We start from the raw sequence: 22,061 nt of genomic DNA, 5'->3' as shown, positions 1-22,061 counted from the left end.
TAGGAAACAAATATAAAGTAAAATATTAGTTGAGCAAGGCTTTTGCGTGATTTAAGGCGGAGGCGGAAACAACAGTTCCAGACAACATTTGTGCAATTTCGACTATTCTATCATCATCATTCAGCAACTTTAATTCTGATTGTGTATCATCACCTATAGTAGACTTAGAAACTTTATAATGAGCGTCACCTTTAGCCGCAATTTGTGGTAAATGCGTAATAGCAAAAATCTGCATTTCTTTACTCATTTCCTTCATTATTTCACCCATTCGTATCGCAATTTCGCCAGAAACTCCAGTGTCAATTTCGTCAAAAATAAGTGTAGGGAGTTTCGAATATTTAGCTAATATTGCCTTCACAGCTAACATTATTCGAGACATCTCTCCTCCTGAAGCTACTTTTTTTAATATTCCAAAATCAGTTCCTTTATTAGCTGAAAATAAAAACTGAAGTTCATCTTTTCCATTATTATAATAACTTTCGCTTTGCGTTATATCAATTTGGAATCGAACATTTGGCATTCCTAGAGTCGCCAAAATAGATATTAGTTTTTCAGATAAAACTGGAATAAATTTAATTCTATTATTATGAATTGTATCAGCTAACTTATCTAATTTACTTCCGTGTTTTTCAATTGTAATGGTCAACTTTAAAATTTCTTCTTCAATATTTCCCAATTCTAAAACCGAATTTTCAAGATTAGTTTGAATTTCGATAAGACCTTCTACAGTTGCAACTTGGTGCTTTTTTTGTAATGTAAAAATAACTTGCAGCTTTTGACTAATTAAGTCAAGTTGTTCTGGATCATTGACTAACTTTTCACAACAACGATTCATTTCTTGTGAGATGTCATCAAACTCAATTGTTAAGCTCGTGATTCGCTCTAATAGCGAACTATAATCAGAAGAAAATGCCGCGATTTTTTGTAGCGCAACCTTAATTTCCTTCAAATTATTACTGACGCCTATTTGTTCCTCATTGGCAACAGCCAAAGCTTTATCAATAGACTCTTTAATAATTTCAACGTTATTTAATTTCTCAAATTCTGATTCTAAAATTTCTTGCTCACCCACTTTCAATTGCGCTGCAACTAATTCATCTAATAAGAAATTATTGTAATCTTGCTCTTTTTGTGATTCAGCCTGTCTTTTAATAAATCCATTTAATTTAGCTTTATCGGCTTTAAAACTTTTTAAAATCAATTGGTAGTCACTAATGGTTTCTTTATTATTAGCAACAGCATCAATTATTTTAAATTGTACATTCTCATCAGATAATTCTTGAGTTTGCTGCTGCGAATGAATATCAATTAGAAATAAACTTAACTCCTGCAATTCCTGAAGATTTACGGGACTGTCATTGATAAAAGCTCGCGACTTACCTGAAGGTAAAATTTCACGTCTTATAATAGTATCATTTTCATAATCTAAATCATTGGTTTCAAAAAAGGATTCCAAATTATATTTTGCAATATCAAAATGCGCTTCAATAATACATTTTTCTTCCTTATTCTTTAGCGAAGTCAAATCAGCTCTTTTTCCTAAAACTAACCCTATTGCGCCTAAAATTATAGATTTTCCCGCACCTGTTTCTCCTGTAATAGTAGAGAAGCCCTTGGAAAAATCAATGCTAAGCTTTTCTATTAAAGCATAGTTCTTAATCGAAAGTGACGTTATCATTTATATTTTTTTATTGAAATGAACAGTGGATTTATAAGAATTTCTTGAAATCAATTAAAAAGTAATTGATGACCATTTACTCGTGTTCAAAGGAGATATTCTATTCAAATTATCAGTTAAATCAGAAATCGCTATACTTGGTCCACCTGAGAAAACATTGACGATTTCATCTGATTTAGCATCAAAAAATACCCTGGTTAAAAAAGCGTTCGGCCTTGTGGCATTTAGTTTTGATAGGTTAACAAAAGCTGTTTTTATCTTTTCTTTTGAAGCTTTCAAATCCTTAGTCATTAAATCCATCCCAGTATGATAATCAAACATTGTTTGTCTAACTTGTTTAAATGTTGGAGATAGAAGATCGTTTATTAAAAAGAAACGTGTTTGATTTCCATCACCTTGTCCCCAACCTTTTGAACCGCTTTGCTGTGCAACATTTGCAATATTCTGCGCAATTTCTAAACTACTGTCTCCTGATTGCAATGCGAAAGTATCTGAATCCAGCCCCAATATAACATAGCTGTAAAAAGCAAGCACTGAAACTAAGTTCGAGTCAAATGTCGTAGGGTTAATTGTTAAGCTTTCAAATTCTGTATATCTAAAATTAAAATCTTTATCATTAAAATTTAAAACAGGAGAAGAATACGAGGAATTATAAATTGGTCTTGCTGATTGAACTTGGATAGTCGCTGTAAACTGATCAGAAGCGTTCGAGTTGATCGTAATGTACATCGAACAATTCACTTTTTCATTTTGTTTAAAAGCAACTCCTGTCCAATCCGTTTTATTGACAAATTCAGTTATGGATGTTTCTAAAGTTTTAAAAACTTGCTGATTAGTAACACTCAATCTTTGCGAATCGACAGTCACAGTACAATTCAATTGCTGAGCTTGAGCAAATCCAACTGTTAAGAAAATTAGAAAAGTAACTATTTTATTCATTTTACGTTTTTTGTTTTTCAGTTGTACATCCTAGAAATGGCAAATAATTTGAGCTTAGTTTTAAATACTTTATTACTATTTAATTCCAAAATGAGCTATTACTTTTTTCAAAATATCATCTGCAACCGCTTGTTTAGACTTTAATTCCATGGCTTCGATGCGAAAAGAATTATCTATAAAAGTTACTTTATTTGTTTCTTTACCAAAACCAGCACCTTCATCTTGTAAAGAATTCAGAACTATCAAATCTAAGTTTTTTTTCTGAATTTTCAACTTTGCATTTTCAATTTCATTTTCAGTTTCCAAAGCAAAACCAATGAGAAATTGATTTTTCTTTTGGGATCCTAGAGAAGCTAAAATGTCTTTTGTTTTTTCTAATTCGATGACAAAACTATCGGCTGCCTTTTTAATCTTTTGCTCCGCAACATACTTTGGTCTGTAATCAGCAACGGCTGCTGCTGCAATCATTACATCAACATCATCGTAAAGGTCGTGACAAGCATTATACATTTCCTCGGCAGAAACTACTTCAATTAAATGTATTAAAGGATTTGACACTTTACAGTGCGTAGGTCCAGATACTAAAGTTACTGATGCTCCTAAGTTGGCAGCACTATTAGCAATATCAAAACCCATTTTTCCAGACGAATGATTTCCAATGAAACGCACGGGATCGATTGCTTCATAAGTAGGTCCGGCGGTAATTAATATTTTTTTTCCTTTTAAAGGAAGTTTACTTTCTAAATCAGCTTCGATAAAAGAAACTATTGTTGAAGGTTCAGCCATTCTTCCTTCGCCAGATAAACCACTAGCTAGTTCACCGTTTTCAGCGGGAATTATAATGTTTCCAAAATGATTTAAGGAAGTAAAATTATTAATCGTAGAAGAATGCTTGTACATATCTAAATCCATTGCGGGAGCAAAATAAACAGGACATTTAGCTGATAAGTATGCTGCAAGTAATAAGTTGTCGCAAGTTCCATTTACCATTTTAGATAATGTATTTGCTGTAGCGGGAGCAATAACCATCAAATCGGCCCAAAGAGCTAATTCTACATGATTATTCCATTTTTCATTTTCGTTTTCTTCATTATAGAAACTAGAAAATACAGGATTTTTTGATAAAGTAGATAACGTAAGCGGCGTTATAAAATCCTTAGAAGCAGGTGTCATTATCACTTGGACATGTGCACCTGCTTTTATAAAGAGTCGGACTAATGAGGCTGTTTTATAGGCTGCAATTCCACCAGAAATTCCTAGTAAAATTTTCTTACCATTTAAAACTGACATCGTACTATTATTTGTTAGAATCTCTATGGTAAATTTTACCATCTAACCATTCTTGAACTGCTAAAGCGTGCGGTTTAGGTAGTTTTTCGTAAAATTTAGAAACCTCAATTTGTTCTTTATTTTCAAAAACTTCTTCTAGACTGTCATTATATGTAGCAAACTCTTCCAACTTTTCAGTCAGTTCTTTTTTAATTTCAGAATTGATTTGGTTTGCTCTTTTAGCCATAATGGTTATCGCTTCATACACATTACCAGTAGGTTCTTCAATAACTGTTTTGTTGTACGTTATTGTATTTACTGGAGCATTCGTCTTTTTTAAATCCATGGCTTTATTTATTTAGTAAATTTTTGTAAATCTTTTTCTATTCGTACTAACATTTCGTTAGCTACTTTTTTGTATTTTGTTTCAGCATTAAACTTCATCAAATTTGACTGAGCAGTTTTAGCAACAAGTAATCTCTCTTCCATTTTTGCAGGAACACTATTGATACCTAATTGATACGCTGAATCAAACTTGTAAAATAATGCGTCTTCTTTGTATGGAGTTCCTGGATAATCTGATATAAAGTTATCTAAAGCTACAATGGCTGCTTTGTAATCAGATATGGTGTTGTATCCTTTAGCATTTTCATAAACTTTCTTTTCAATTTTATCGCTCAATGCTTTTACAGCAGTATTAGCTTCTGCCAAATATTGAGAATTAGGATAATTGTCAATAAATGTTTGCAATTTATCTAATGCTTTATACGTATCTGTTTGATCTAAACTATAAACAGGAGAAAGCATCGAGTAACTTTTAGCTCCTAAATAAGCTGCTTCTTGTAATTTTTCGCTTTTTGGGTAACCTGAAACAAAGCTTTCAAATTGGTAACCTGCTAAATAATATTGTTTTGTTTTATAGTAAGACTGTGAAAACATATAGAACAGTTTCTCTGCTTGAGGCTTTCCTCTATAGGCCGGAGCTATCTGTTCAAAAATTCGAATTGCTTTCGAATATTTTCCTGCGTCGTATAATTTAGTTGCCATTTCAAATTTAACAGCGACATCTTCAGTTTTTAATGCTTTTTGATACTCATTACAAGAACTAAAAACAGCGATAAGAAGTAATAGAGATATTATTTTTTTCATTTTTTTACTTTTTTGATGATTTCTTAGTTGGAACAACCTACGAAATCATACCGAAGTTTCGGTGGCAAATTTAGTTATTAATTTAGCGACTTCAAAATATATTTTTTGTTTAAAAAAAGACTGCTTTTTTAAGCTAAAGTATTAATTTTTTTTACAAATAGATCTAATCGTTCTGCTAGAGAATCGTCGACTTTTACTAAGGGTAAACGAACAACATTTTCTGAAATCCCTTGTGATAGAAAGACTTGCTTGATACCAGCTGGATTTCCTTGTTCGAAAATCATATCAATAGAATCAGATAGAAGATATTGATATTTAAAAGCTTCATCTACCTTTCTATTAAGGCCTAAACGAATCATTTCTGAAAACTCTTTCGGAAAACCTTGTCCTATTACTGAAATTACACCCGCTCCTCCTGCTAAAACCATTGGTAAAGCAATCATATCATCACCCGAAATTACAAGAAAATCAGATGGTTTATTTTTTAGCAACTGCATTGCTTGCACAATATCTCCGGCCGCCTCTTTTATACCTACAACGTTCTTAAAATCATTTGCTAAACGCAATACTGTTGAAGGCAACATATTACTACCAGTTCGTCCAGGAACGTTATATAAAATAACTGGGATTGGCGAAGCTTGTGCAATCGCTTTAAAATGCTGGTAAATTCCTTCCTGTGTTGGTTTGTTGTAATAAGGTGAAACTGATAATATAGCGACAAAAGCCGACAAATCTCTAGTTTTTAGTTCTTCTACTATTTCCATAGTATTGTTCCCACCCACTCCTAAAACTAAAGGTAGTCGATTATTATTCGCTTCTATAACAGTCTTAATTACTAACTCCTTTTCATTGGAAGACAAAGTAGCGTTCTCAGCAGTTGTACCCATCACAACTAAGTACTCAATTCCCCCATCGATAGAGAAATTTACAATTCTTTTTAATGCTTCTGTGTCAACAGAAAAATCCACTTTAAATGGAGTAACCAGAGCGACACCTGTTCCTATTAATGCTTGCATAGTTAGCGTTATATTTTGTTTAATAATTTTAAATATTTAAATAATTCATCTGTAAAAACAGCTGGAGTATTAGCATCTGTTTTGATTATAAAGTGATTTAATCTCTTATCCACCGACGCAAAACCAACTTTAAATTCTGCTTGAGAATCTTTAGTTATTTGTATTAATATCGCTTTCTCAACTTCATAATAATTGATTAATAAATCAAATTTTTCTGCGATGAAATCATTTACCATTGGTTCCACAATTTGTCCCTTCCAATTTAGAGATGAATAACTGAACGAATTTCCAGTTTTCAAATTGTCTTTTCTATTATTGTCAAAGTAAATAATGGTCGTTATGCTCTCGCGCTTTATTCCATTGCTTATCAAAATACTAATCAATTTATCAGTGTCTAAAAAATTACTTGCGTCGACTAATAATCCAACCTTAACAATTAGATTATCTGAAAAAATAGTATTCAAATCTTTCAAGTTCCGTTTTAATGTTTTTTTTACAATAAAATCCTTTATATAATTTAAAAACATATTACTTTTACTTGGTTACAAAATTAATTAATTAAGTTGCATTTAAAATGGTAAATCTAAAAAAGTATAATGACGTTTTTAAACTTTTTGTTATATTCTTAACATTATTAATTGTTGTTTCCTGTGGCAAACAGAACTACAACATTACAAAGATAGAGGGTAAAAGAATTCCTATAACTGAAAAGGAAAATCAAGTCGCTCAGATTGAGAATTTTATTAAACCTTATCGCGAACATATCAACAATGATTTAGATAGTATTTTAGCCTACTGTCCTACCACTTTAGATAAAAGTGGCCAATGGCAATCTACAATTGGAAATCTTATGGCTGATGTTTCTTTGATTCGCGGTAATCTAGTATTTGAAGCTAGAGAGAAGAAAAAAATTGATATATGCTTACTGAATAGTGGTGGAATACGCTCAATACTTCCCAAAGGAAATATAACTGCAAGAAATGCATTTGAGATTATGCCCTTTGAAAATAGTATGGTTGTAATCGCCTTAAAAGGAGAACAAATTAATGAAATGGTAGACTTTTTAATAGCGGATAAAAAATCGCATCCATTATCAGGAATAACTTTCACTATTGATAAAAGTAATAAATCAAAGAATGTTTTAGTTCAGGGAAAACCGATTCAAAAAGAAACTATTTATTATGTAGGAACAAATGATTACTTATCTGACGGAGGAGACAACATGAATTTTTTCAAAAAAGGAATTCAAAAATTTGATCTGGACTACAAATTACGAAATATCCTTATTGATTATTTTAAACAAGTAGATACCATTCCTGTTATAAAAGATATTAGAATTACTGTAGAATAAGTAATTGCTATAAATAATAATATATTCATCGTTAATAGAAATCCTATCTGTCATAAAACAGCAAAGAAATAGCTTTTGAGTTGTAAGTATCATCTTCATTAAGCAGGAAATAGATCCTAATTTTTATTATAAGAATTAGTTTAAAAAAAATAAAAATGAAAAGAAGAGAATTTATAGAAAAAACAGCTGCAGGTTCAGCATTATTGAGCCTAGGATTGTCACTAAGTAGTTTTGAAACAGTAAAAACTCAACAATTAACTATTTTACACACTAATGATGTGCATAGTTATATTGATCCATTTCCAGCGGATCACCCTAGAAACGCTAATATGGGCGGTGTGGCTAGAAGAGCATCATTAATCGAAAAAATACGAGAAGAAAATCCAAACGTTTTACTTTTAGACGCAGGAGATATTTTTCAAGGTACACCCTACTTCAACTACTACGGAGGAGAATTAGAATTCAAATTGATGAGTATGATGAAATATGATCTTGCAACAATTGGTAACCACGATTTTGACAATGGTCTACAAGGTTTATATGCACAACTTCCGCACGCTAGCTTTGACTTTGTTTCGGCCAATTACGATTTTAAAAATACAGTAATGGACGGACATGTAAAGCCGTACAAAATTTTCAATAAAAACGGAATTAAGGTTGGGATTTTTGGATTAGGAGTTGAGCTGCAAGGTCTAGTAGATAAAAAGATGTATGGAGAAACAGTTTACAATGATCCTGTTGAAACGACTCAAGACATGGTCAGGATTTTGAAACAAGAGCAAAAATGTGATATAGTAATTTGCCTATCGCATATAGGATATAATTATAGAAATGAGCCAGAGAAAATTTGTGACTTGAAATTAGCAACTTTAACTAAGGATATTGATATGATTCTAGGAGGACACACGCACACTTTTCTCGATAAACCTACCGTTGTTAAAAACTTGGACGGAAAAGATGTTTTAGTGAATCAGGTAGGATGCTACGGTATAAATCTTGGAAGAATAGATGTGTTTTTTGACTCTGATAAAAATAAAATTCACGATGGAAGATCAATTGTTGTTTAGCACAATTCCTTTAACAGGTTTAGTTTCTACATCAATTACAAATCTATAAAAAGTGTAATAAACACCAGCGTTTAGTAGCATCGCCAAAGGTCTAAAGGCAATTGGCGCCATATTTAACAGATAGTATTTTTCAATAAATACAATAAAGTATTGCATTACTGACAGCAAACCAAATATAAATAACCACGAATTTGTTTTGTTATAATTCATAACGTAAGCCGACAAAGTGAGTCCTCCTATTACTGAAATCAACAAGTTCTGGAAAATTAAAATAACATAACTGCTAGTATTGATTTCTGTAGTAATCAGTAATAAGTACGAAAAAATAAATAAAAAAGGAGTCATAGCGATTAACACAGGTACATAATCTGTAAGTTTTATTAATCGCGCTACGTAATAAATTATTAGTAGCCGATGTACTAAGAAAACCAACAATCCTATTAGTAGCAAATTTTCCACTTTTGATATAAAAAACAAGTTCGTTACCAAAGATAAACTCAGGACTACAAAAAATAATATTGTTCGCTCCGTAGATGCGTTCCAATAAAGTGCCATTATACCGATCGATATTAATGGCTTAAATATAAATAACAGCAAATGATCTAGAAGCACTTCTGATGTAATCTCAATGATAACGGTAACGAAAAAGAATGCAATTAGCCATCGACCAACATTATTTTCATATTTAAGTGTTAGCATAATTTTTATCTTTTAATTACTTAAATAGATTTACATTGAGAGTGACAAACTTCATTTTACACAAGAAAAATAATAAATCGCAATTATAAATTTCCTTATTCGATTAGTTTCATAAAATCAGTTTCAGATATAATAGGAATATTAAGTTTACTTGCTTTTTCTAACTTAGCTGGACCCATATTATCTCCTGCAACTACATAATCTGTTTTAGCAGAAATTGAACTACCTACCTTAGCACCATTATCTTCAATAGCTTTTTTCAAATCATCTCTCGAAAATTTTTCAAAAATACCAGAAACGACGAAGATTTTTCCTTTTAATTTATCAGTAGCATCGAGATTTATTTTTTCAATGATTTCAAATTGAACACCATAACTTTTCAGTCTTTCAATACTCCTTCTATTTTCTTCATTGTCAAAAAACTCGATAACACTTTTAGCAATTCGATCACCTATCTCATCCACTAAAATCAGATCAGCCAAACTTGCTTTACTCAGTGCGTCAACATTTCTGTAATGTTTTGCTAATTTTTTAGCCACAGTTTCTCCCACGAATCGAATACCCAATGCAAATAGAACACTCTCGAATGGAATTTTAGTAGAATTACGAACACCTGTAACTAAATTTTCAGCAGATTTTAGCGCCATTCGTTCTAAAGGAAGAATTTGCTCTACAGTCAAATCATATAGATCTGCATAATTATGAACCAATCCATTATTGAATAAGAGTGCAACTGTTTCTCCTCCTAAACCTTCAATATCCATGGCTTTCCTCGAAATGTAATGTTGGATCCTACCTATAATTTGTGGAGGACATCCATAAAAATTGGGACAATAATGATTGGCTTCCCCTTCATTCCGAATAAGCAATGTTTGACATTCTGGACAATTAGTGATGTACTGCGTTGGTTCTGAGTTCTTAGGACGCTTTGTGACATCTACAGCTATAATTTTTGGGATAATTTCACCACCTTTTTCTACGAAAACAGTATCACCAACACGGATATCTAATTTCTCAATTTGGTCTGCATTGTGCAGTGAAGCCCTTTTTACAATAGTACCAGCAAGTTGTACCGCTTCTAAATTTGCAACTGGAGTTATAGCGCCGGTACGTCCTACTTGATAAGAAATTGAATTTAGAATTGTTGAAACTTGCTCAGATTTAAATTTGTATGCGATAGCCCAACGTGGTGATTTAGCAGTAAAACCCAATTCATCTTGATGATAAAAAGAATTTACCTTCACTACTACTCCGTCAGTCTCATAAGGTAGATTATGCCTATGAACATCCCAATAATCAATAAATTCAAAGACTCCCTCTAAATTATGAGCTAATTTTGCTTCTTTAGGTGCTTTAAACCCCCAACTCCTAGCCGTTTCTAATCCTTCAAACTGCGATGTGAAAGGCAAATTACTACCCACTATAAAGTAAAGCAAACAATCAAGTGGACGTTTAGCTACTTCAGCACTATCTTGTAACTTTAAACTTCCTGATGCTGTATTCCTGGGATTCGAATATGGTGCTTCACCTATTTCTATCAAATCCTGATTCATTTTCTCAAAACCTGCAAACGGCAAAATAATCTCTCCACGAATATCAAATTTAGAAGGGAAATTACCTTTTAATTTAAGTGGGACAGATTTAATAGTTTTAATGTTGCTCGTTACATCATCACCCTGGAATCCATCACCGCGCGTTACAGCACGTTTAAGAACTCCATTTTCATAAGCAATACTAATTGAAGCACCATCGTATTTTAATTCGCAAGTGTATTCTAAAGGCATATCACCTAATACTTTCTGAACACGTTTCTCCCACTCGATTAACTCCTCTTTTGAATAAGAATTGTCGAGAGAATACATTCGGTATTCATGCGGAACAGTTTGGAAATTTTTAGTAATTGTTCCGCCCACTCTTTGCGTAGGAGAACTTTCGTCAAAATATTCAGGATTTTGATCTTCAAGTGTTTGAAGTTCTTTTAATTTCAAATCAAATTCATAATCAGAAATTGTGGGTGTATCTAACACGTAGTAATTATAGTTGTGCTGATTTAATTCCTCTCTTAAAACTTGAATTGTATTTTGAATATTCATATAAAATAAAAATTGGCTATTTTAGTTTCTGTAAAAGAGTACTAAAATAACCAATTAAAAAGTAATAACAATAAATTTTACGATTCAATAATTGAATTTATTTGGTTGTATAAAAGACCATCGCTTAAAAAGGCACCTTGCTGAATTAATGCAAATATCGAAGTATTGCGCTCTTCTGTAAATTCCTTTTTACCAACTTTCATTTCGATTGTATCAGTAAACATATTATCGCTTAACCATTGTAATCCTTCTCTAGAAAGAAAATCAGTTTCTGGAACTAAAGATTTCAAAACAATTGAATGAACGTAAGTTTCAAAACAATGAAAGAGAAAAATATGATTTTTAGAAAAGTGCTCTAAAAATTCCGCTTTTCCTAGGACTCCTTCCCATACTAAATCAGAGAATACATCTAGCTCTTGCTCAGCAACTTCAGGCTTCTCTCTTTTTATGGTATCCCATTCCGCTTTGTCAATCGTTTGAGTAGCCAGAAATGTGCTGAATTCCTGATGTAGCTCTTCAAACTGCTCCTTAGTTAATCTTGAATATTTCATAATAGTAAATTTTGCAGCTAACGCACTAAAGCGTAAAGCAATTTTTTATGACTTGTATTTATGTTTTCATTTTAATGTGATTGCTTCGTCCCTCGCAATGACATTAAACAAAAAAAATCCCGACTTACATCGGGATTTAGATCTATTTAGATAGAAATTATGCGTTTTCAGCAACGATTTCATAATCTAATTCAACTATAACATCTCTGTGTAAACGAACGCTAGCAGTATATTTACCAGTACGTTTAACAATTCCGCTAGTGATGAATTTTCTTTCGATTGTTTGTCCACCTTTAGCTAAAGCTTCAGCGATATCAATATTCGTGATTGAACCGAATAATTTTTCACCACCTGCTTTTGCAAAGATTTTAATTTCGATAGCTTTTAAAGCTTCTGCTAATGCTTTTGCATCTGCAACTACTTTAGCTTCTTTGTGTGCTCTTTGTTTTAGGTTTTCAGCTAATACTTTCTTTGCAGAAGAAGTAGCTAAATGTGCTTGACCAGTTGGGATCAAAAAGTTACGACCGTAACCATTTTTTACCGTAACGATATCATCTTTAAATCCTAAATTTTGAACATCTTGTCTTAAAATAAGTTCCATGTTGTTGTCCTTGTATTATAGAAGTTAGGTTTCATATTTCAGAAAACCAACAAACTTTGTTAAATATTATTTTAGTAAATCCGCCACGTATGGCATTAAAGCTAAGTGACGTGCTCTTTTCACAGCAACTGAAACTTTTCTTTGGTATTTTAATGAAGTTCCTGTTAAACGACGAGGAAGAATTTTCCCTTGTTCGTTTACGAATTTCAATAAGAAATCAGCATCTTTATAATCAATATATTTGATACCTGATTTTTTGAAACGACAATACTTTTTTTGTTTATTTGTCTCTATGTTTAAAGGCGTAAGATATCTGATATCTCCGTCTTTTTTTCCTGAAGCCGATTGTTGTAGTGTAGCCATGATTATGCTTTTGTTGCTTTTAATTTAGTTCTTCTTCTCTCAGCCCAAGAAATTGCGTGTTTATCTAAACTTACAGTTAAGAAACGCATAATTCTCTCGTCACGTCTAAATTCAGTTTCAAAAGCAATAAGAACTTCTCCAGATACTTTGAATTCGAATAAATGGTAAAAACCAGATTTTTTGTTTTGAATTTCGTAAGCCATTTTTTTAAGGCCCCAATCTTCTTTAGACACCATTTCTGCTCCTCTACTAGTAAGAAAATCTTCAAATTTGCTTACTGTTTCCTTTACCTGTGTGTCAGATAAAACGGGATTTAAAATGAAAACAGTTTCATAATGATTCATAAAAAATGTATTTAATGTTAATTTGGGTGCAAAAGTAAACATTAATTCTGAACAAACAATGCTAAACTCCTTTTATTCGACGAATGACAAAAAAAAAGCCATTAAGTAGTTTTTTTTCAAATAAAAAAAGTATGTTTACGTAGCCAAATCTAAATTCTTTTATTTATGAAACTCAACTGTGTTGTCGTGGATGATAGTTCTATCCAGAGAATGATAATTGCTAAATTAGTCAATAATCATCAAAATTTGAACTTAATAGGAGATTTTTCCAATGCTATCGAAGCTAAAAGTTGCATGTCTTTGCATAATGTAGATTTAATTTTTCTTGACATTGAAATGCCTGTTATTAATGGATTTGATTTCCTTGATGGATTAAAAATAAAACCACAAATTATTTTTATTACATCAAAGGCCGAATATGCTATGAAAGCTTTTGATTATGACGCTACGGATTATCTTCAAAAACCAATAGCAATTGATCGTTTTAATGCTTCTGTTAAAAGAGCAATCGACTTTCATTTATTAAAGAAAGACAGTAAGGAGGAAGAAGGCGAGCATATCTTTATCAAGAGCAATTTAAAGAAATTGAAAATCTTTACTTCTAAAATAAAGTGGATTGAGGCTTTTGGTGACTATGTAAGAGTGGTTACAGAGGATGATAGTAATCTAGTACTATCAACTATGAAGTCTTTTGAAAATGATTTGTCAAAAGAGAAATTTGTTAGAGTACACAAGTCGTACATCATCAACATTGATAAAGTAGAACGTTTTAACAGTAAATATGCTGAAATTGGAATGACTAAAATTCCATTAAGCCGACATAAAAAAGAAGACTTAGTTAAGGCACTAGCGTTTTCATAAATACTTTTTCTAAAATAAAATTTAATTAGAGTTTGGCGCTTTACAAGAATTCCTATCTATCCACTACTTTTTAAGTAAGTGGATAAATAGGAATTTCAATTTTTATACTATTTGTTTTTCGAATAAATACACATAATAAATTATCCTTAATAAAAATCTACATTAAGAGTTACTTTTATCGCTCTAAATTGAGCTACAGCTTCAAAACTATTTAGCATTTTTTGAATAGCGTCTTTAGTATTTCCTATATGTACATTTTGAGGAATTTTAATAATGATCGTACGAATGTATTCATTCCTAATTCTACTTATAAGTGGCTCTTCAGGACCTAATACTGGCATTTGCAAGTTCTGACTCATTACTTGATACAGCCACATCGAACCGCTTTTCAACTTATCGTAATCGCGTTGCTTCAATGTTATCTTTATAATTCTGAAATAGGGAGGATATTTATAAATTTGCCTATCATACAATTGCTCGTTGTACATTCCTAGGTAATCATTATTAGTAACTTGTTGTATTGTATTATGATTAGGATTATACGTTTGAATAATCACTTTTCCTTGTTTCTCAGATCTTCCTGCTCTTCCAGCAACCTGTGTTAACATTTGGAAACTTCTCTCAAAGGCCCTAAAATCGGGATGATACAACATATTGTCAGCATTCATCACACCTACTAAACTTACGTTATCAAAATCTAATCCTTTTGCCAACATTTGAGTTCCTACTAATATGTCAATTTCTCTATTTTTAAAACTGTCAATTATTTTTTCGAAACCAAATTTCCCTCGAGTTGTATCTTGATCCATCCGTCCTATTTTCGAACTTGGAAATATACTTACTAATTCTTGCTCAATTTGCTCAGTTCCAAAACCCTTTGTCGTTAAATCTACACTTGAGCAGGCGTGACAATTTGTTGGCTTTGCCATGCTGTAACCACAATAGTGACAGCGTAACTGATTTTTATGTTTATGATACGTCAAACTTACATCGCATTGCTGACATTGAGGCACGTGTCCGCAAGTGAGACATTCTATTATAGGAGAATAACCTCTTCTATTTTGAAATAAAATAACTTGCTCTCCTAAGGATAACGCGCTGGTCATTTCAGCTATCAAAATATCACTGAAATGTCCTGTCATCTTTTTTCGAAAGTATTTATCTTTCAAATCTACAAGCTCAATTGCAGGCATCAATACATTTCCATATCGCTTAGTAATTTCAACTAAACCAAATTTTTCTGATTTAGCATTAAAATAGGTTTCAATACTTGGTGTGGCAGATCCTAGTAAAACTTTAGCTTTATGAGAATACGCTAAAACTATTGCCGCATCACGGGCATGATATCTTGGTGCAGGATCAGCTTGTTTGAATGTTTGCTCATGTTCTTCATCAACAATGATTAGTCCAAGACTATTAAAAGGTAAAAACAAAGCAGACCTTGCCCCTATTACTACTTGCGCTTTTTCAGAGTTCTGCAACACTTGGTTCCAAACCTCAATACGTTCATTATTATTATATTTCGAATGAAAAACAGCTACTTTATTTCCAAAATAAGCACTTAAACGTCCAACTAATTGTGTCGTCAAAGCGATCTCAGGCAATAAATATAAAATTTGCTTTCCTGTCGCAAGATGCTCTTCAATAAGCTTTATGTAGATTTCGGTTTTCCCGCTGGATGTAACGCCATGAAGCAAGCAAACTTCCTTACTATCAAAATTATCTTTAATTGCAACAAATGCTTCGTTCTGCGCTTCACTTAATTTCAATTCTTTGTTGAGAAAGTTACCGTCAAAATTTACGCGATCTTCTTGCAGTAAATAATCTTCAAAAATCTCTTTCTCAATTAAAGCTTTTACAATCGCTGATGAAGAGTTTGCTTCTTCAATCAACTTTTTAACTGTTATAGGTTTTTTTTCTGACGCGCTTAACTGAAAGTAGCGCATAACAATTTCCTTTTGTTTGGCAGCGCTTTTTAAGATTTCTAATAATTCACTTAGACCTTGATTCGAATTATACTTTTCGTGCAAACGAACATATCGAACTAACTTTGGTTTGTAAGTCTCTTGAATTTCCTCTTGTAGAACCAAGATGTTTTTATCAATTAATTTCTGGATAACAGGAAATATATTTTTCTTGTTTAAGATGGCAATAATATCTTGAACCTTTAATGAACTTTGCTGTTGGAGTGCTTCGTAAACGAGAAACTCTTCATCACTAAGAAGAGAAGAATCTACAAAAATATCAGTTTTTTGAGAAATTAAAGTTTCACTTTCTAATAAAAGTGCACTAGGCATAGCTCCTCTATAAACATCGCCTATGGCGCACATATAGTAAGAAGCAATCCATTGCCAATGGGCAATTTGTATTAATGTGACAATAGGATTTTCATCTAAGATTTGATGAATTTCTTTAGCCTCGTATAAAGTGGGTTGATTTCGATGAATTTCTATAACTAATGCAGTATAAATTTTACTTTTGCCAAAAGGGACTGCAACACGCATTCCTGGTTTTATATAAAAAAACTCAGCTTCAGATATACTGTATGTAAATGTTTTGGATAAAGAAAGTGGTAAAATTACTTCGACGAAATACATCTTAAATTAATTATGAGTTATGATTTGAGTTATGATTTGGATCTTTACTCTGAACTCATAACTCACAATTTACTATTATTTTACTCTTTGCCAAGTTTGTGTTCTTCCAAATAAAGAAAGACCTATGTAACCACGCACATTTAATTTATCGTTTCCGTCTAATGCTAGAAAGCATTTGTATGTTTTCCCACTTACTGGATCAATGATTTTTCCACCGTTATACTCAGAACCATCTTTCTTAAGTCCTTTTATGATAACAAGCCCCATTACTGGTTTATTCTTGTCAGCTCCTGGACAATTAGTACAAAGATTCTTCTTCTTATCGGCATCTAAAATATCAACCACTTTTCCGTAAATTTTACCTGAATTTTCATATATCTCCACAACCGATTTTGGTTTACCTGTTTCATCATCGATAGTTTTCCATTTTCCAATAACTGAATTTCCTTGTGCATAAAATGCCATTGAAATAAATAAGGCGAGAATTGTTAGTGTGTTTTTCATATTATTTGTTTTTTTTTGTTTTTGATTATGATTATGATTAAAAATATTGCTTTCAAGGACTTATATCGCTTGATTTTATTTAATCAAATACTATTTTTTGCCTTTAATTTATTTACTGTTGCATTCAATTCGAAACCTAATAAAAGTATCATACAATTGATCCAAATATAAAACATCAAAACCAATAATGTTCCTATCGACCCATATAATTCATTGTACTGTGAAAACTTTGTTACCCATATTCCAAAAAAGTAAGAATCTAGCACGATCAAAATCGTTGTAAATACAGATCCAATTGAAATAAATGCTCGGTTTTTATCATGTTTTGTACCAAATTTAAATAGTACTGAAGTCGTTATCAAAATCATTAAAATAACGAATGCATAACGTCCAATCACAATTAGCTGAACTTGATCACTAAAAACGGTCATTTGTAATATCACTTCAAAAACTACAATTATCGATACCGTTACTATTAACAATAAAGATAGCAACATTGACATTGCTAACGCGACTAAATATTGATTGATAAAACCTCGTTTTATTAGAACATGTCTCGATGTTTCAAATCCACCTAAAATTCCATTTAATCCATTTGCCATTAAAAATATAGACAACATAAAACCGGAAGACAGCAAACCGGAATCACTATTATTAAGAATGTCTGTTATGATTTGGTAAATAGCGTCATACGTATTAGGTGGAACGCCATCTTTAACAAACATCAGGAAATCCTCTTGAAATCCTACAATTGGTATAAATGGAATAAGATTTAAGATAAATAAAGCAAATGGAAAAAGTGCCATAAAAAAGCTAAATGCAATAGCACTTGCGTGATAAGTTAATGCACTTTCTACGATTCCTAAACCATAAAGCTCTAGCAGATCATATAAAGATAATCCTTCTAACCACGGAAGTTTTATCTTTTGTAAACCGTGAACTAGATTCCTTACAATAGGAATTCTCTCTAGTTTCGCTTCAATTTCTTTACTCATATTGCTTTTAAGCTCAAATCCATGTTGTAAACTGAATGTGTTAACGCACCAGATGAAATATAATCAACACCACATTCCGCATAACTCCGTATTGTACTTTCATTAATATTTCCAGAAGATTCTGTTAAACATTTAGAACCTATAAGTTCAACTGCTTTCCTAGTATCTTCAAAATTAAAATTGTCAATTAAAATTCGATAAATTCCATCGCTTTTTAAAATCTCTTGTATCTCGTCTAAGTTTCTAGCTTCGATGATGATTTTTAAATCAAGATTGTTTTTTTTTAAATATGCTTTTGTTTTGGCTATAGCCAAAGTAATTCCGCCTGCAAAATCATTGTGATTATCTTTTAACATAATCATATCATATAAGGCAAAACGATGGTTTTCTCCACCACCTATTTTTACAGCCCATTTTTCACAAGCTCTAAAACCCGGAGTGGTTTTTCTAGTATCTAAAACTTTAGTGTTTGTACCCTCTAAAAGCTGAACGTATTTATTTGTCTTTGTCGCAATGGCTGACATTCGCTGCATTGAATTCAACACTAATCGTTCTGCTTTCAAAATGGATTGAGAACTTCCAGAAACGTGAAAAACTATATCGCCTTTCTTAACTTGAGTCCCATCTTCGATGAAAGTCTCTATTTCCAAATTAGCATCTACGTACTTAAACACCATTTTAGCAAAAACTACGCCAGCAATTATACCATCTTCTTTTACAAGCAATTTCGCTTTTCCTTGCGCAGAATCAGGAATACATGCTAACGAACTATAATCGCCAGGACCAACATCTTCCCTAATCGCATTTTCAATAATTAAATCTAGTTCCTTTTGGAATTGTATATCGCTAATCATTTTATAAAAAATTTATGGAATGCTAAAGTAATGTATATTTTATGGATTTGAAAATTTGTTATTATGTAATTCACGATTCTGAATCCAAAAAATGTACGCCTTTGCAAAAATAAAATAATGATCAAATTGCGTAATCTAATCTTTAACGACCGGTAGAAGATCAGAAATGAATATCATTAGTTTTGGCTTTGCTATTTAAAATCATATATTTGAAAATACTAAAATAAATACACTTTTATGAAATATTATATAAGCCTCCTCTTCGCATCGTCATTATTAATTACTTCTTGTAAAAACGGTACTGAAGAAAAAAATAGCAACGTTCGTGGCACTGTGGTTCCCTTTACAGAAGTCGGTAACCAAATGAAAGCGCAGTCACAATCAGCAACAACAGATCAAAATTCACAAAATATGAATCCATCGGCTGTTGCTGCAGGAATGAATCCTGCTCACGGACAACCCGCTCATCGCTGCGAAATTCCTGTTGGTGCACCTTTAAACGGAGCTGCGCCGTCAAATATGCCACAAAAAGTAGCAGCGCCAACTCCAACAGTGACAACCACTGCAGCTCCAGCTGAAACAGTTGTTACATCCGAAGGAATGAATCCACCTCATGGTCAAGCTAATCATAGATGCGATATTGCTGTAGGTGCGCCATTAACGCCCTAATCATTTTCTAAATTCAGCATAAAAAAATATAATTATGAATACAATAGAAATTTTTGATTCTAGTTCGAATGCTAATTCTAGTGCTTGGATCGTTGTGAACGACGGGGTAATGGGAGGAAAATCGCAGAGCACCTTCCATTTAGATGCTGAAGGAAATGGAATATTTGAAGGCGCAGTTTCGCTGAAGAACAATGGTGGGTTTTGCTCGGTAAAGATGGACGCAAAAGCTTTAGATTTATCAAATAGCAATGCGTTTACCATTCGATTGAAAGGTGATGGAAAAGAATATCAATTTAGAGTAAAATCTAAAAAAGACGATTCGCACTCCTATATTTATCATTTTCAAACATCTGGAAACTGGGAAGATATTGAAATTCCTATTATACAATTGCATCCATCTTTTAGAGGAAAAAAATTAGATTTACCCAATTATGATGGCTCAAATCTCGAAGAAGTCGCATTTTTAATAGGAAATAAGCAAGAAGAAAAATTTCAGTTGTTAATTTCAAAAATTGAAGCCAAATAATAATTTTGATCTTCTTAAAATTTTAAAATGCAAAATAGTAGTCATTGGGCCATACTTCTCAGCAATCAGGTCGCTAAAAAGAAATTTATTGATAAAATTCTTAATCGCGAAGCTCCTATTGAACTAAATATTTTCAACAATCAAAAAGGCATCTTGTTTTCTGACTTAGCAATTGAAGATTTTATAGAGAAAGAATACCAATACGATTCAATTGAAGCAGCTCCAGAAACTAAAAGACAATTGCGCACTTTTTCCTCTGGTGAACGTAAAAAAGCGTTTTTAAGATATTGTATCAGTCAGAATACTGATTATATAATTCTAGATAATGCTTTAGATCATTTAGACTACAATTCAAGAGTACAGTTGCATATTGAATTGGAACAGCTTTCTAAAAAAGTTAGTCTAATTCAAATTGTAAATCGAAGTGTAGATATATTTCCTTTTGTAATTAACAGGAGACAAATTCTAGAAAACTCTTTTAAATTAATTCCTTTTACAGAGTTGCCAGCAGTAGAACTCTTTTCACTAAAGTCAATTCCACAACCACTTGATAAGATCAATCTTCCTGAATCAAATTTAGTTGAGATGATAAATCTCAATGTAAGCTATGATGAAAAAGCAATATTAAAAGATATTAATTGGACGATTAAAAAAGGAGAATTTTGGCAACTTATAGGTCCGAATGGCTCTGGTAAAAGCACAATACTTTCGCTGATTACAGGTGATAACGCAAAAGGCTACGGACAAGAATTGTATTTATTTGGAAGAAAAAAAGGAACTGGCGAAACTATTTGGGACATCAAGAAAAATATTGGTCAGTTTTCAACGGCAATGATAGACTTATTTCAAAAGAGCCATACAGTAGAACAAATGATTCTTTCTGGTTTTTTTGACTCAGTCGGGCTTTATCTTCAACCTAGCACATTGCAAATAAAGCTTATGAATGAGTGGTTAGAATTTCTCAGCATGAGTCACTTGAAAAAAACGGCATTCATTCATCTTTCTGCGGGTCAACAGCGAGTTATCATGATCGTGCGAGCCGTTTTAAAACATCCACCTTTATTAATTTTAGACGAACCTACTGAAGGTTTAGATGATGAAAATGTCTCGTTAGTTACGCAGCTTATTTCTGCGCTAGCTAAGGAAACTTCTATCGCTATTATTTTTGTTTCTCATCGAAAAGAAGACTTATTATCACCAAATTTAATTTTCGAATTAACTCCAAAACCGACCGGTTCAGAAGGCCGAATTAAATTCCAAAACTAGTTTACTATCTTTGTATTCTTATTGAAAAACGAACTGATGAATATCAAATTAATTGCTATTGGTAAAACGGATAATAAAGCTCTTCAAACTTTAATAGACGATTATACAAAACGCCTCTCTTTTTATATCAAATTTGATTTGGATATAATTCCAGATATCAAAAACGTAAAAAACTTATCAGAAAGTCAACAAAAAGAAAAAGAGGGCGAACTGATATTAGCAAAGATAACTCCCACGGATCAACTAATTTTATTGGATGAAAACGGGAAAACATTTTCTAGCGTCGCTTTTTCAGAGGAACTTCAAAAAAAAATGAATTCAGGAGTTAAAACTTTAGTATTTACAATCGGTGGACCTTATGGTTTTTCAGATACAGTTTATGCAAAAGCGCAAGGAAAAATTTCACTTTCTTTAATGACTTTTTCACATCAAATGGTGCGCTTGTTTTTTATCGAACAATTATATAGAGGCTTTACTATTTTGAAAAACGAACCGTATCATCATCAATAAAACGCTTTACATTCGAATTACTACATAAAGCAAACACAATAAATTGGTATCATTTTTATTTCTTTAAACCCGTTGGGTGTAATTATTTAAAGTAAAATAAATGACTTAGATATTGGTCAAGATACTGAAATTCAGTATCTTGAAGTCGCTAAACAACCA

24 protein-coding genes are annotated in these 22,061 nt (G+C 32.1%); 7 read left to right on the top strand and 17 right to left on the bottom strand.

The window, feature by feature from the left end:
• Nucleotides 1–25: 25 nt before the first annotated feature.
• The 7 genes from recN to RCH19_RS10930 all read right to left on the bottom strand — a co-directional run bounded on the left by recN (nucleotide 26) and on the right by RCH19_RS10930 (nucleotide 6,515).
• The gene (gene recN, locus RCH19_RS10960; protein WP_343023251.1) at nucleotides 26–1,678 is read right to left on the bottom strand and encodes a DNA repair protein RecN; all 1,653 of its coding nucleotides are present in this window, start codon (nucleotides 1,676–1,678) and stop codon (nucleotides 26–28) included.
• Nucleotides 1,679–1,732: 54 nt separating this feature from the next.
• On the bottom strand, nucleotides 1,733–2,617 hold the full coding sequence (locus tag RCH19_RS10955) for a DUF4835 family protein (RefSeq protein ID WP_343023250.1): 885 nt from the start codon (nucleotides 2,615–2,617) through the stop codon (nucleotides 1,733–1,735).
• A gap of 75 nt (nucleotides 2,618–2,692) precedes the next feature.
• Nucleotides 2,693–3,907: a bifunctional phosphopantothenoylcysteine decarboxylase/phosphopantothenate--cysteine ligase CoaBC gene (gene coaBC, locus RCH19_RS10950; protein ID WP_343023249.1), complete on the bottom strand. Its 1,215-nt coding sequence runs from the start codon at nucleotides 3,905–3,907 to the stop codon at nucleotides 2,693–2,695.
• A gap of 7 nt (nucleotides 3,908–3,914) precedes the next feature.
• Nucleotides 3,915–4,232 (bottom strand): DNA-directed RNA polymerase subunit omega, encoded by a 318-nt coding sequence (locus tag RCH19_RS10945; protein ID WP_026709525.1) that lies wholly within the window; start codon nucleotides 4,230–4,232, stop codon nucleotides 3,915–3,917.
• Nucleotides 4,233–4,240: 8 nt separating this feature from the next.
• On the bottom strand, nucleotides 4,241–5,035 hold the full coding sequence (bamD, locus tag RCH19_RS10940; RefSeq protein ID WP_121925688.1) for an outer membrane protein assembly factor BamD: 795 nt from the start codon (nucleotides 5,033–5,035) through the stop codon (nucleotides 4,241–4,243).
• Between the two features lie 128 nt (nucleotides 5,036–5,163).
• Entirely contained in the window at nucleotides 5,164–6,051 is an 888-nt protein-coding gene (gene dapA, locus RCH19_RS10935; protein ID WP_343023248.1) for a 4-hydroxy-tetrahydrodipicolinate synthase, read from the bottom strand.
• An 8-nt stretch (nucleotides 6,052–6,059) separates the two neighbouring features.
• The gene (locus RCH19_RS10930) at nucleotides 6,060–6,515 is read right to left on the bottom strand and encodes a hypothetical protein (RefSeq protein WP_343023247.1); all 456 of its coding nucleotides are present in this window, start codon (nucleotides 6,513–6,515) and stop codon (nucleotides 6,060–6,062) included.
• Nucleotides 6,516–6,625: 110 nt separating this feature from the next.
• On the opposite strand from RCH19_RS10930, the gene RCH19_RS10925 reads away from it, so the two are divergent.
• Together RCH19_RS10925 and RCH19_RS10920 are read left to right on the top strand one after the other, a co-directional pair.
• Nucleotides 6,626–7,402: a 5'-nucleotidase gene (locus RCH19_RS10925; RefSeq protein WP_343023246.1), complete on the top strand. Its 777-nt coding sequence runs from the start codon at nucleotides 6,626–6,628 to the stop codon at nucleotides 7,400–7,402.
• A gap of 155 nt (nucleotides 7,403–7,557) precedes the next feature.
• Nucleotides 7,558–8,469 (top strand): metallophosphatase, encoded by a 912-nt coding sequence (locus RCH19_RS10920; protein ID WP_343023245.1) that lies wholly within the window; start codon nucleotides 7,558–7,560, stop codon nucleotides 8,467–8,469.
• Here the strand turns inward: RCH19_RS10920 and RCH19_RS10915 are convergent.
• The 6 genes from RCH19_RS10915 to rpsF form a co-directional block, all read right to left on the bottom strand.
• Nucleotides 8,455–9,168 (bottom strand): hypothetical protein, encoded by a 714-nt coding sequence (locus tag RCH19_RS10915; RefSeq protein ID WP_343023244.1) that lies wholly within the window; start codon nucleotides 9,166–9,168, stop codon nucleotides 8,455–8,457. The genes RCH19_RS10920 and RCH19_RS10915 overlap by 15 nt on opposite strands.
• Before the next feature lie 95 nt (nucleotides 9,169–9,263).
• Nucleotides 9,264–11,261, bottom strand: coding sequence for an NAD-dependent DNA ligase LigA (gene ligA, locus RCH19_RS10910; RefSeq protein ID WP_343023243.1), 1,998 nt, complete (start codon nucleotides 11,259–11,261; stop codon nucleotides 9,264–9,266).
• Between the two features lie 77 nt (nucleotides 11,262–11,338).
• Nucleotides 11,339–11,812 (bottom strand): DUF6495 family protein, encoded by a 474-nt coding sequence (locus tag RCH19_RS10905; protein ID WP_121925369.1) that lies wholly within the window; start codon nucleotides 11,810–11,812, stop codon nucleotides 11,339–11,341.
• A 157-nt stretch (nucleotides 11,813–11,969) separates the two neighbouring features.
• On the bottom strand, nucleotides 11,970–12,413 hold the full coding sequence (gene rplI / locus RCH19_RS10900; RefSeq protein WP_121925370.1) for a 50S ribosomal protein L9: 444 nt from the start codon (nucleotides 12,411–12,413) through the stop codon (nucleotides 11,970–11,972).
• 66 nt (nucleotides 12,414–12,479) lie between these two features.
• Nucleotides 12,480–12,776, bottom strand: coding sequence for a 30S ribosomal protein S18 (gene rpsR, locus RCH19_RS10895; protein ID WP_066077030.1), 297 nt, complete (start codon nucleotides 12,774–12,776; stop codon nucleotides 12,480–12,482).
• 2 nt (nucleotides 12,777–12,778) lie between these two features.
• The gene (gene rpsF, locus RCH19_RS10890) at nucleotides 12,779–13,120 is read right to left on the bottom strand and encodes a 30S ribosomal protein S6 (RefSeq protein ID WP_121925371.1); all 342 of its coding nucleotides are present in this window, start codon (nucleotides 13,118–13,120) and stop codon (nucleotides 12,779–12,781) included.
• Between the two features lie 165 nt (nucleotides 13,121–13,285).
• On the opposite strand from rpsF, the gene RCH19_RS10885 reads away from it, so the two are divergent.
• Nucleotides 13,286–13,981 carry a LytTR family DNA-binding domain-containing protein gene (locus RCH19_RS10885; protein ID WP_121925372.1) on the top strand — a complete coding sequence of 232 codons (696 nt, stop codon included), beginning with the start codon at nucleotides 13,286–13,288 and terminating at the stop codon, nucleotides 13,979–13,981.
• A 146-nt stretch (nucleotides 13,982–14,127) separates the two neighbouring features.
• On the opposite strand, the gene priA is transcribed toward RCH19_RS10885, so the two are convergent.
• From priA to nadC, 4 genes are all read right to left on the bottom strand, one after another.
• Nucleotides 14,128–16,578, bottom strand: coding sequence for a primosomal protein N' (gene priA / locus RCH19_RS10880; RefSeq protein ID WP_343023242.1), 2,451 nt, complete (start codon nucleotides 16,576–16,578; stop codon nucleotides 14,128–14,130).
• 75 nt (nucleotides 16,579–16,653) lie between these two features.
• Nucleotides 16,654–17,082 (bottom strand): DUF2147 domain-containing protein, encoded by a 429-nt coding sequence (locus tag RCH19_RS10875; protein ID WP_121925374.1) that lies wholly within the window; start codon nucleotides 17,080–17,082, stop codon nucleotides 16,654–16,656.
• Nucleotides 17,083–17,165: 83 nt separating this feature from the next.
• Nucleotides 17,166–18,077 (bottom strand): YihY/virulence factor BrkB family protein, encoded by a 912-nt coding sequence (locus tag RCH19_RS10870; RefSeq protein WP_121925375.1) that lies wholly within the window; start codon nucleotides 18,075–18,077, stop codon nucleotides 17,166–17,168.
• Nucleotides 18,074–18,931: a carboxylating nicotinate-nucleotide diphosphorylase gene (gene nadC / locus RCH19_RS10865; RefSeq protein ID WP_343023241.1), complete on the bottom strand. Its 858-nt coding sequence runs from the start codon at nucleotides 18,929–18,931 to the stop codon at nucleotides 18,074–18,076. The genes RCH19_RS10870 and nadC overlap by 4 nt, the downstream gene beginning before the upstream one ends.
• Before the next feature lie 237 nt (nucleotides 18,932–19,168).
• Here nadC and RCH19_RS10860 point away from each other — a divergent pair, with 237 nt between their 5' ends.
• The 4 genes from RCH19_RS10860 to rlmH are packed head-to-tail and all read left to right on the top strand — an operon-like array spanning nucleotide 19,169 to nucleotide 21,902.
• Nucleotides 19,169–19,600, top strand: coding sequence for a hypothetical protein (locus RCH19_RS10860; protein WP_343023240.1), 432 nt, complete (start codon nucleotides 19,169–19,171; stop codon nucleotides 19,598–19,600).
• Nucleotides 19,601–19,634: 34 nt separating this feature from the next.
• Complete coding sequence (locus tag RCH19_RS10855; protein WP_343023239.1) at nucleotides 19,635–20,126, top strand: CIA30 family protein; 492 nt, start codon at nucleotides 19,635–19,637, stop codon at nucleotides 20,124–20,126.
• A gap of 27 nt (nucleotides 20,127–20,153) precedes the next feature.
• On the top strand, nucleotides 20,154–21,392 hold the full coding sequence (locus RCH19_RS10850) for an ATP-binding cassette domain-containing protein (RefSeq protein WP_343023238.1): 1,239 nt from the start codon (nucleotides 20,154–20,156) through the stop codon (nucleotides 21,390–21,392).
• Nucleotides 21,393–21,428: 36 nt separating this feature from the next.
• Nucleotides 21,429–21,902 (top strand): 23S rRNA (pseudouridine(1915)-N(3))-methyltransferase RlmH, encoded by a 474-nt coding sequence (rlmH, locus tag RCH19_RS10845; protein ID WP_343023237.1) that lies wholly within the window; start codon nucleotides 21,429–21,431, stop codon nucleotides 21,900–21,902.
• The last annotated feature ends 159 nt before the right edge of the window (nucleotides 21,903–22,061 follow it).

Origin of the sequence: Flavobacterium sp. PL12, assembly GCF_039123485.1 — a bacterium.
Taxonomy (GTDB): Bacteria; Bacteroidota; Bacteroidia; order Flavobacteriales; family Flavobacteriaceae; genus Flavobacterium; species Flavobacterium weaverense.
Note: the sequence above shows the minus strand (reverse complement) of the source record. Positions and strands in the feature narration are given on the sequence as shown.

Bases quoted from the DNA above. Each gene is read 5' to 3' on its own strand.
- recN (WP_343023251.1), bottom strand. From the start codon at position 1,678: ATGATAACGTCACTTTCGATTAAGAACTATGCTTTAATAGAAAAGCTT.
- RCH19_RS10955 (WP_343023250.1), bottom strand. From the start codon at position 2,617: ATGAATAAAATAGTTACTTTTCTAATTTTCTTAACAGTTGGATTTGCT.
- coaBC (WP_343023249.1), bottom strand. From the start codon at position 3,907: ATGTCAGTTTTAAATGGTAAGAAAATTTTACTAGGAATTTCTGGTGGA.
- RCH19_RS10945 (WP_026709525.1), bottom strand. From the start codon at position 4,232: ATGGATTTAAAAAAGACGAATGCTCCAGTAAATACAATAACGTACAAC.
- bamD (WP_121925688.1), bottom strand. From the start codon at position 5,035: ATGAAAAAAATAATATCTCTATTACTTCTTATCGCTGTTTTTAGTTCT.
- dapA (WP_343023248.1), bottom strand. From the start codon at position 6,051: ATGCAAGCATTAATAGGAACAGGTGTCGCTCTGGTTACTCCATTTAAA.
- RCH19_RS10925 (WP_343023246.1), top strand. From the start codon at position 6,626: ATGGTAAATCTAAAAAAGTATAATGACGTTTTTAAACTTTTTGTTATA.
- RCH19_RS10920 (WP_343023245.1), top strand. From the start codon at position 7,558: ATGAAAAGAAGAGAATTTATAGAAAAAACAGCTGCAGGTTCAGCATTA.
- RCH19_RS10915 (WP_343023244.1), bottom strand. From the start codon at position 9,168: ATGCTAACACTTAAATATGAAAATAATGTTGGTCGATGGCTAATTGCA.
- ligA (WP_343023243.1), bottom strand. From the start codon at position 11,261: ATGAATATTCAAAATACAATTCAAGTTTTAAGAGAGGAATTAAATCAG.
- RCH19_RS10905 (WP_121925369.1), bottom strand. From the start codon at position 11,812: ATGAAATATTCAAGATTAACTAAGGAGCAGTTTGAAGAGCTACATCAG.
- rplI (WP_121925370.1), bottom strand. From the start codon at position 12,413: ATGGAACTTATTTTAAGACAAGATGTTCAAAATTTAGGATTTAAAGAT.
- rpsR (WP_066077030.1), bottom strand. From the start codon at position 12,776: ATGGCTACACTACAACAATCGGCTTCAGGAAAAAAAGACGGAGATATC.
- rpsF (WP_121925371.1), bottom strand. From the start codon at position 13,120: ATGAATCATTATGAAACTGTTTTCATTTTAAATCCCGTTTTATCTGAC.
- RCH19_RS10885 (WP_121925372.1), top strand. From the start codon at position 13,286: ATGAAACTCAACTGTGTTGTCGTGGATGATAGTTCTATCCAGAGAATG.
- priA (WP_343023242.1), bottom strand. From the start codon at position 16,578: ATGTATTTCGTCGAAGTAATTTTACCACTTTCTTTATCCAAAACATTT.
- RCH19_RS10875 (WP_121925374.1), bottom strand. From the start codon at position 17,082: ATGAAAAACACACTAACAATTCTCGCCTTATTTATTTCAATGGCATTT.
- RCH19_RS10870 (WP_121925375.1), bottom strand. From the start codon at position 18,077: ATGAGTAAAGAAATTGAAGCGAAACTAGAGAGAATTCCTATTGTAAGG.
- nadC (WP_343023241.1), bottom strand. From the start codon at position 18,931: ATGATTAGCGATATACAATTCCAAAAGGAACTAGATTTAATTATTGAA.
- RCH19_RS10860 (WP_343023240.1), top strand. From the start codon at position 19,169: ATGAAATATTATATAAGCCTCCTCTTCGCATCGTCATTATTAATTACT.
- RCH19_RS10855 (WP_343023239.1), top strand. From the start codon at position 19,635: ATGAATACAATAGAAATTTTTGATTCTAGTTCGAATGCTAATTCTAGT.
- RCH19_RS10850 (WP_343023238.1), top strand. From the start codon at position 20,154: ATGCAAAATAGTAGTCATTGGGCCATACTTCTCAGCAATCAGGTCGCT.
- rlmH (WP_343023237.1), top strand. From the start codon at position 21,429: ATGAATATCAAATTAATTGCTATTGGTAAAACGGATAATAAAGCTCTT.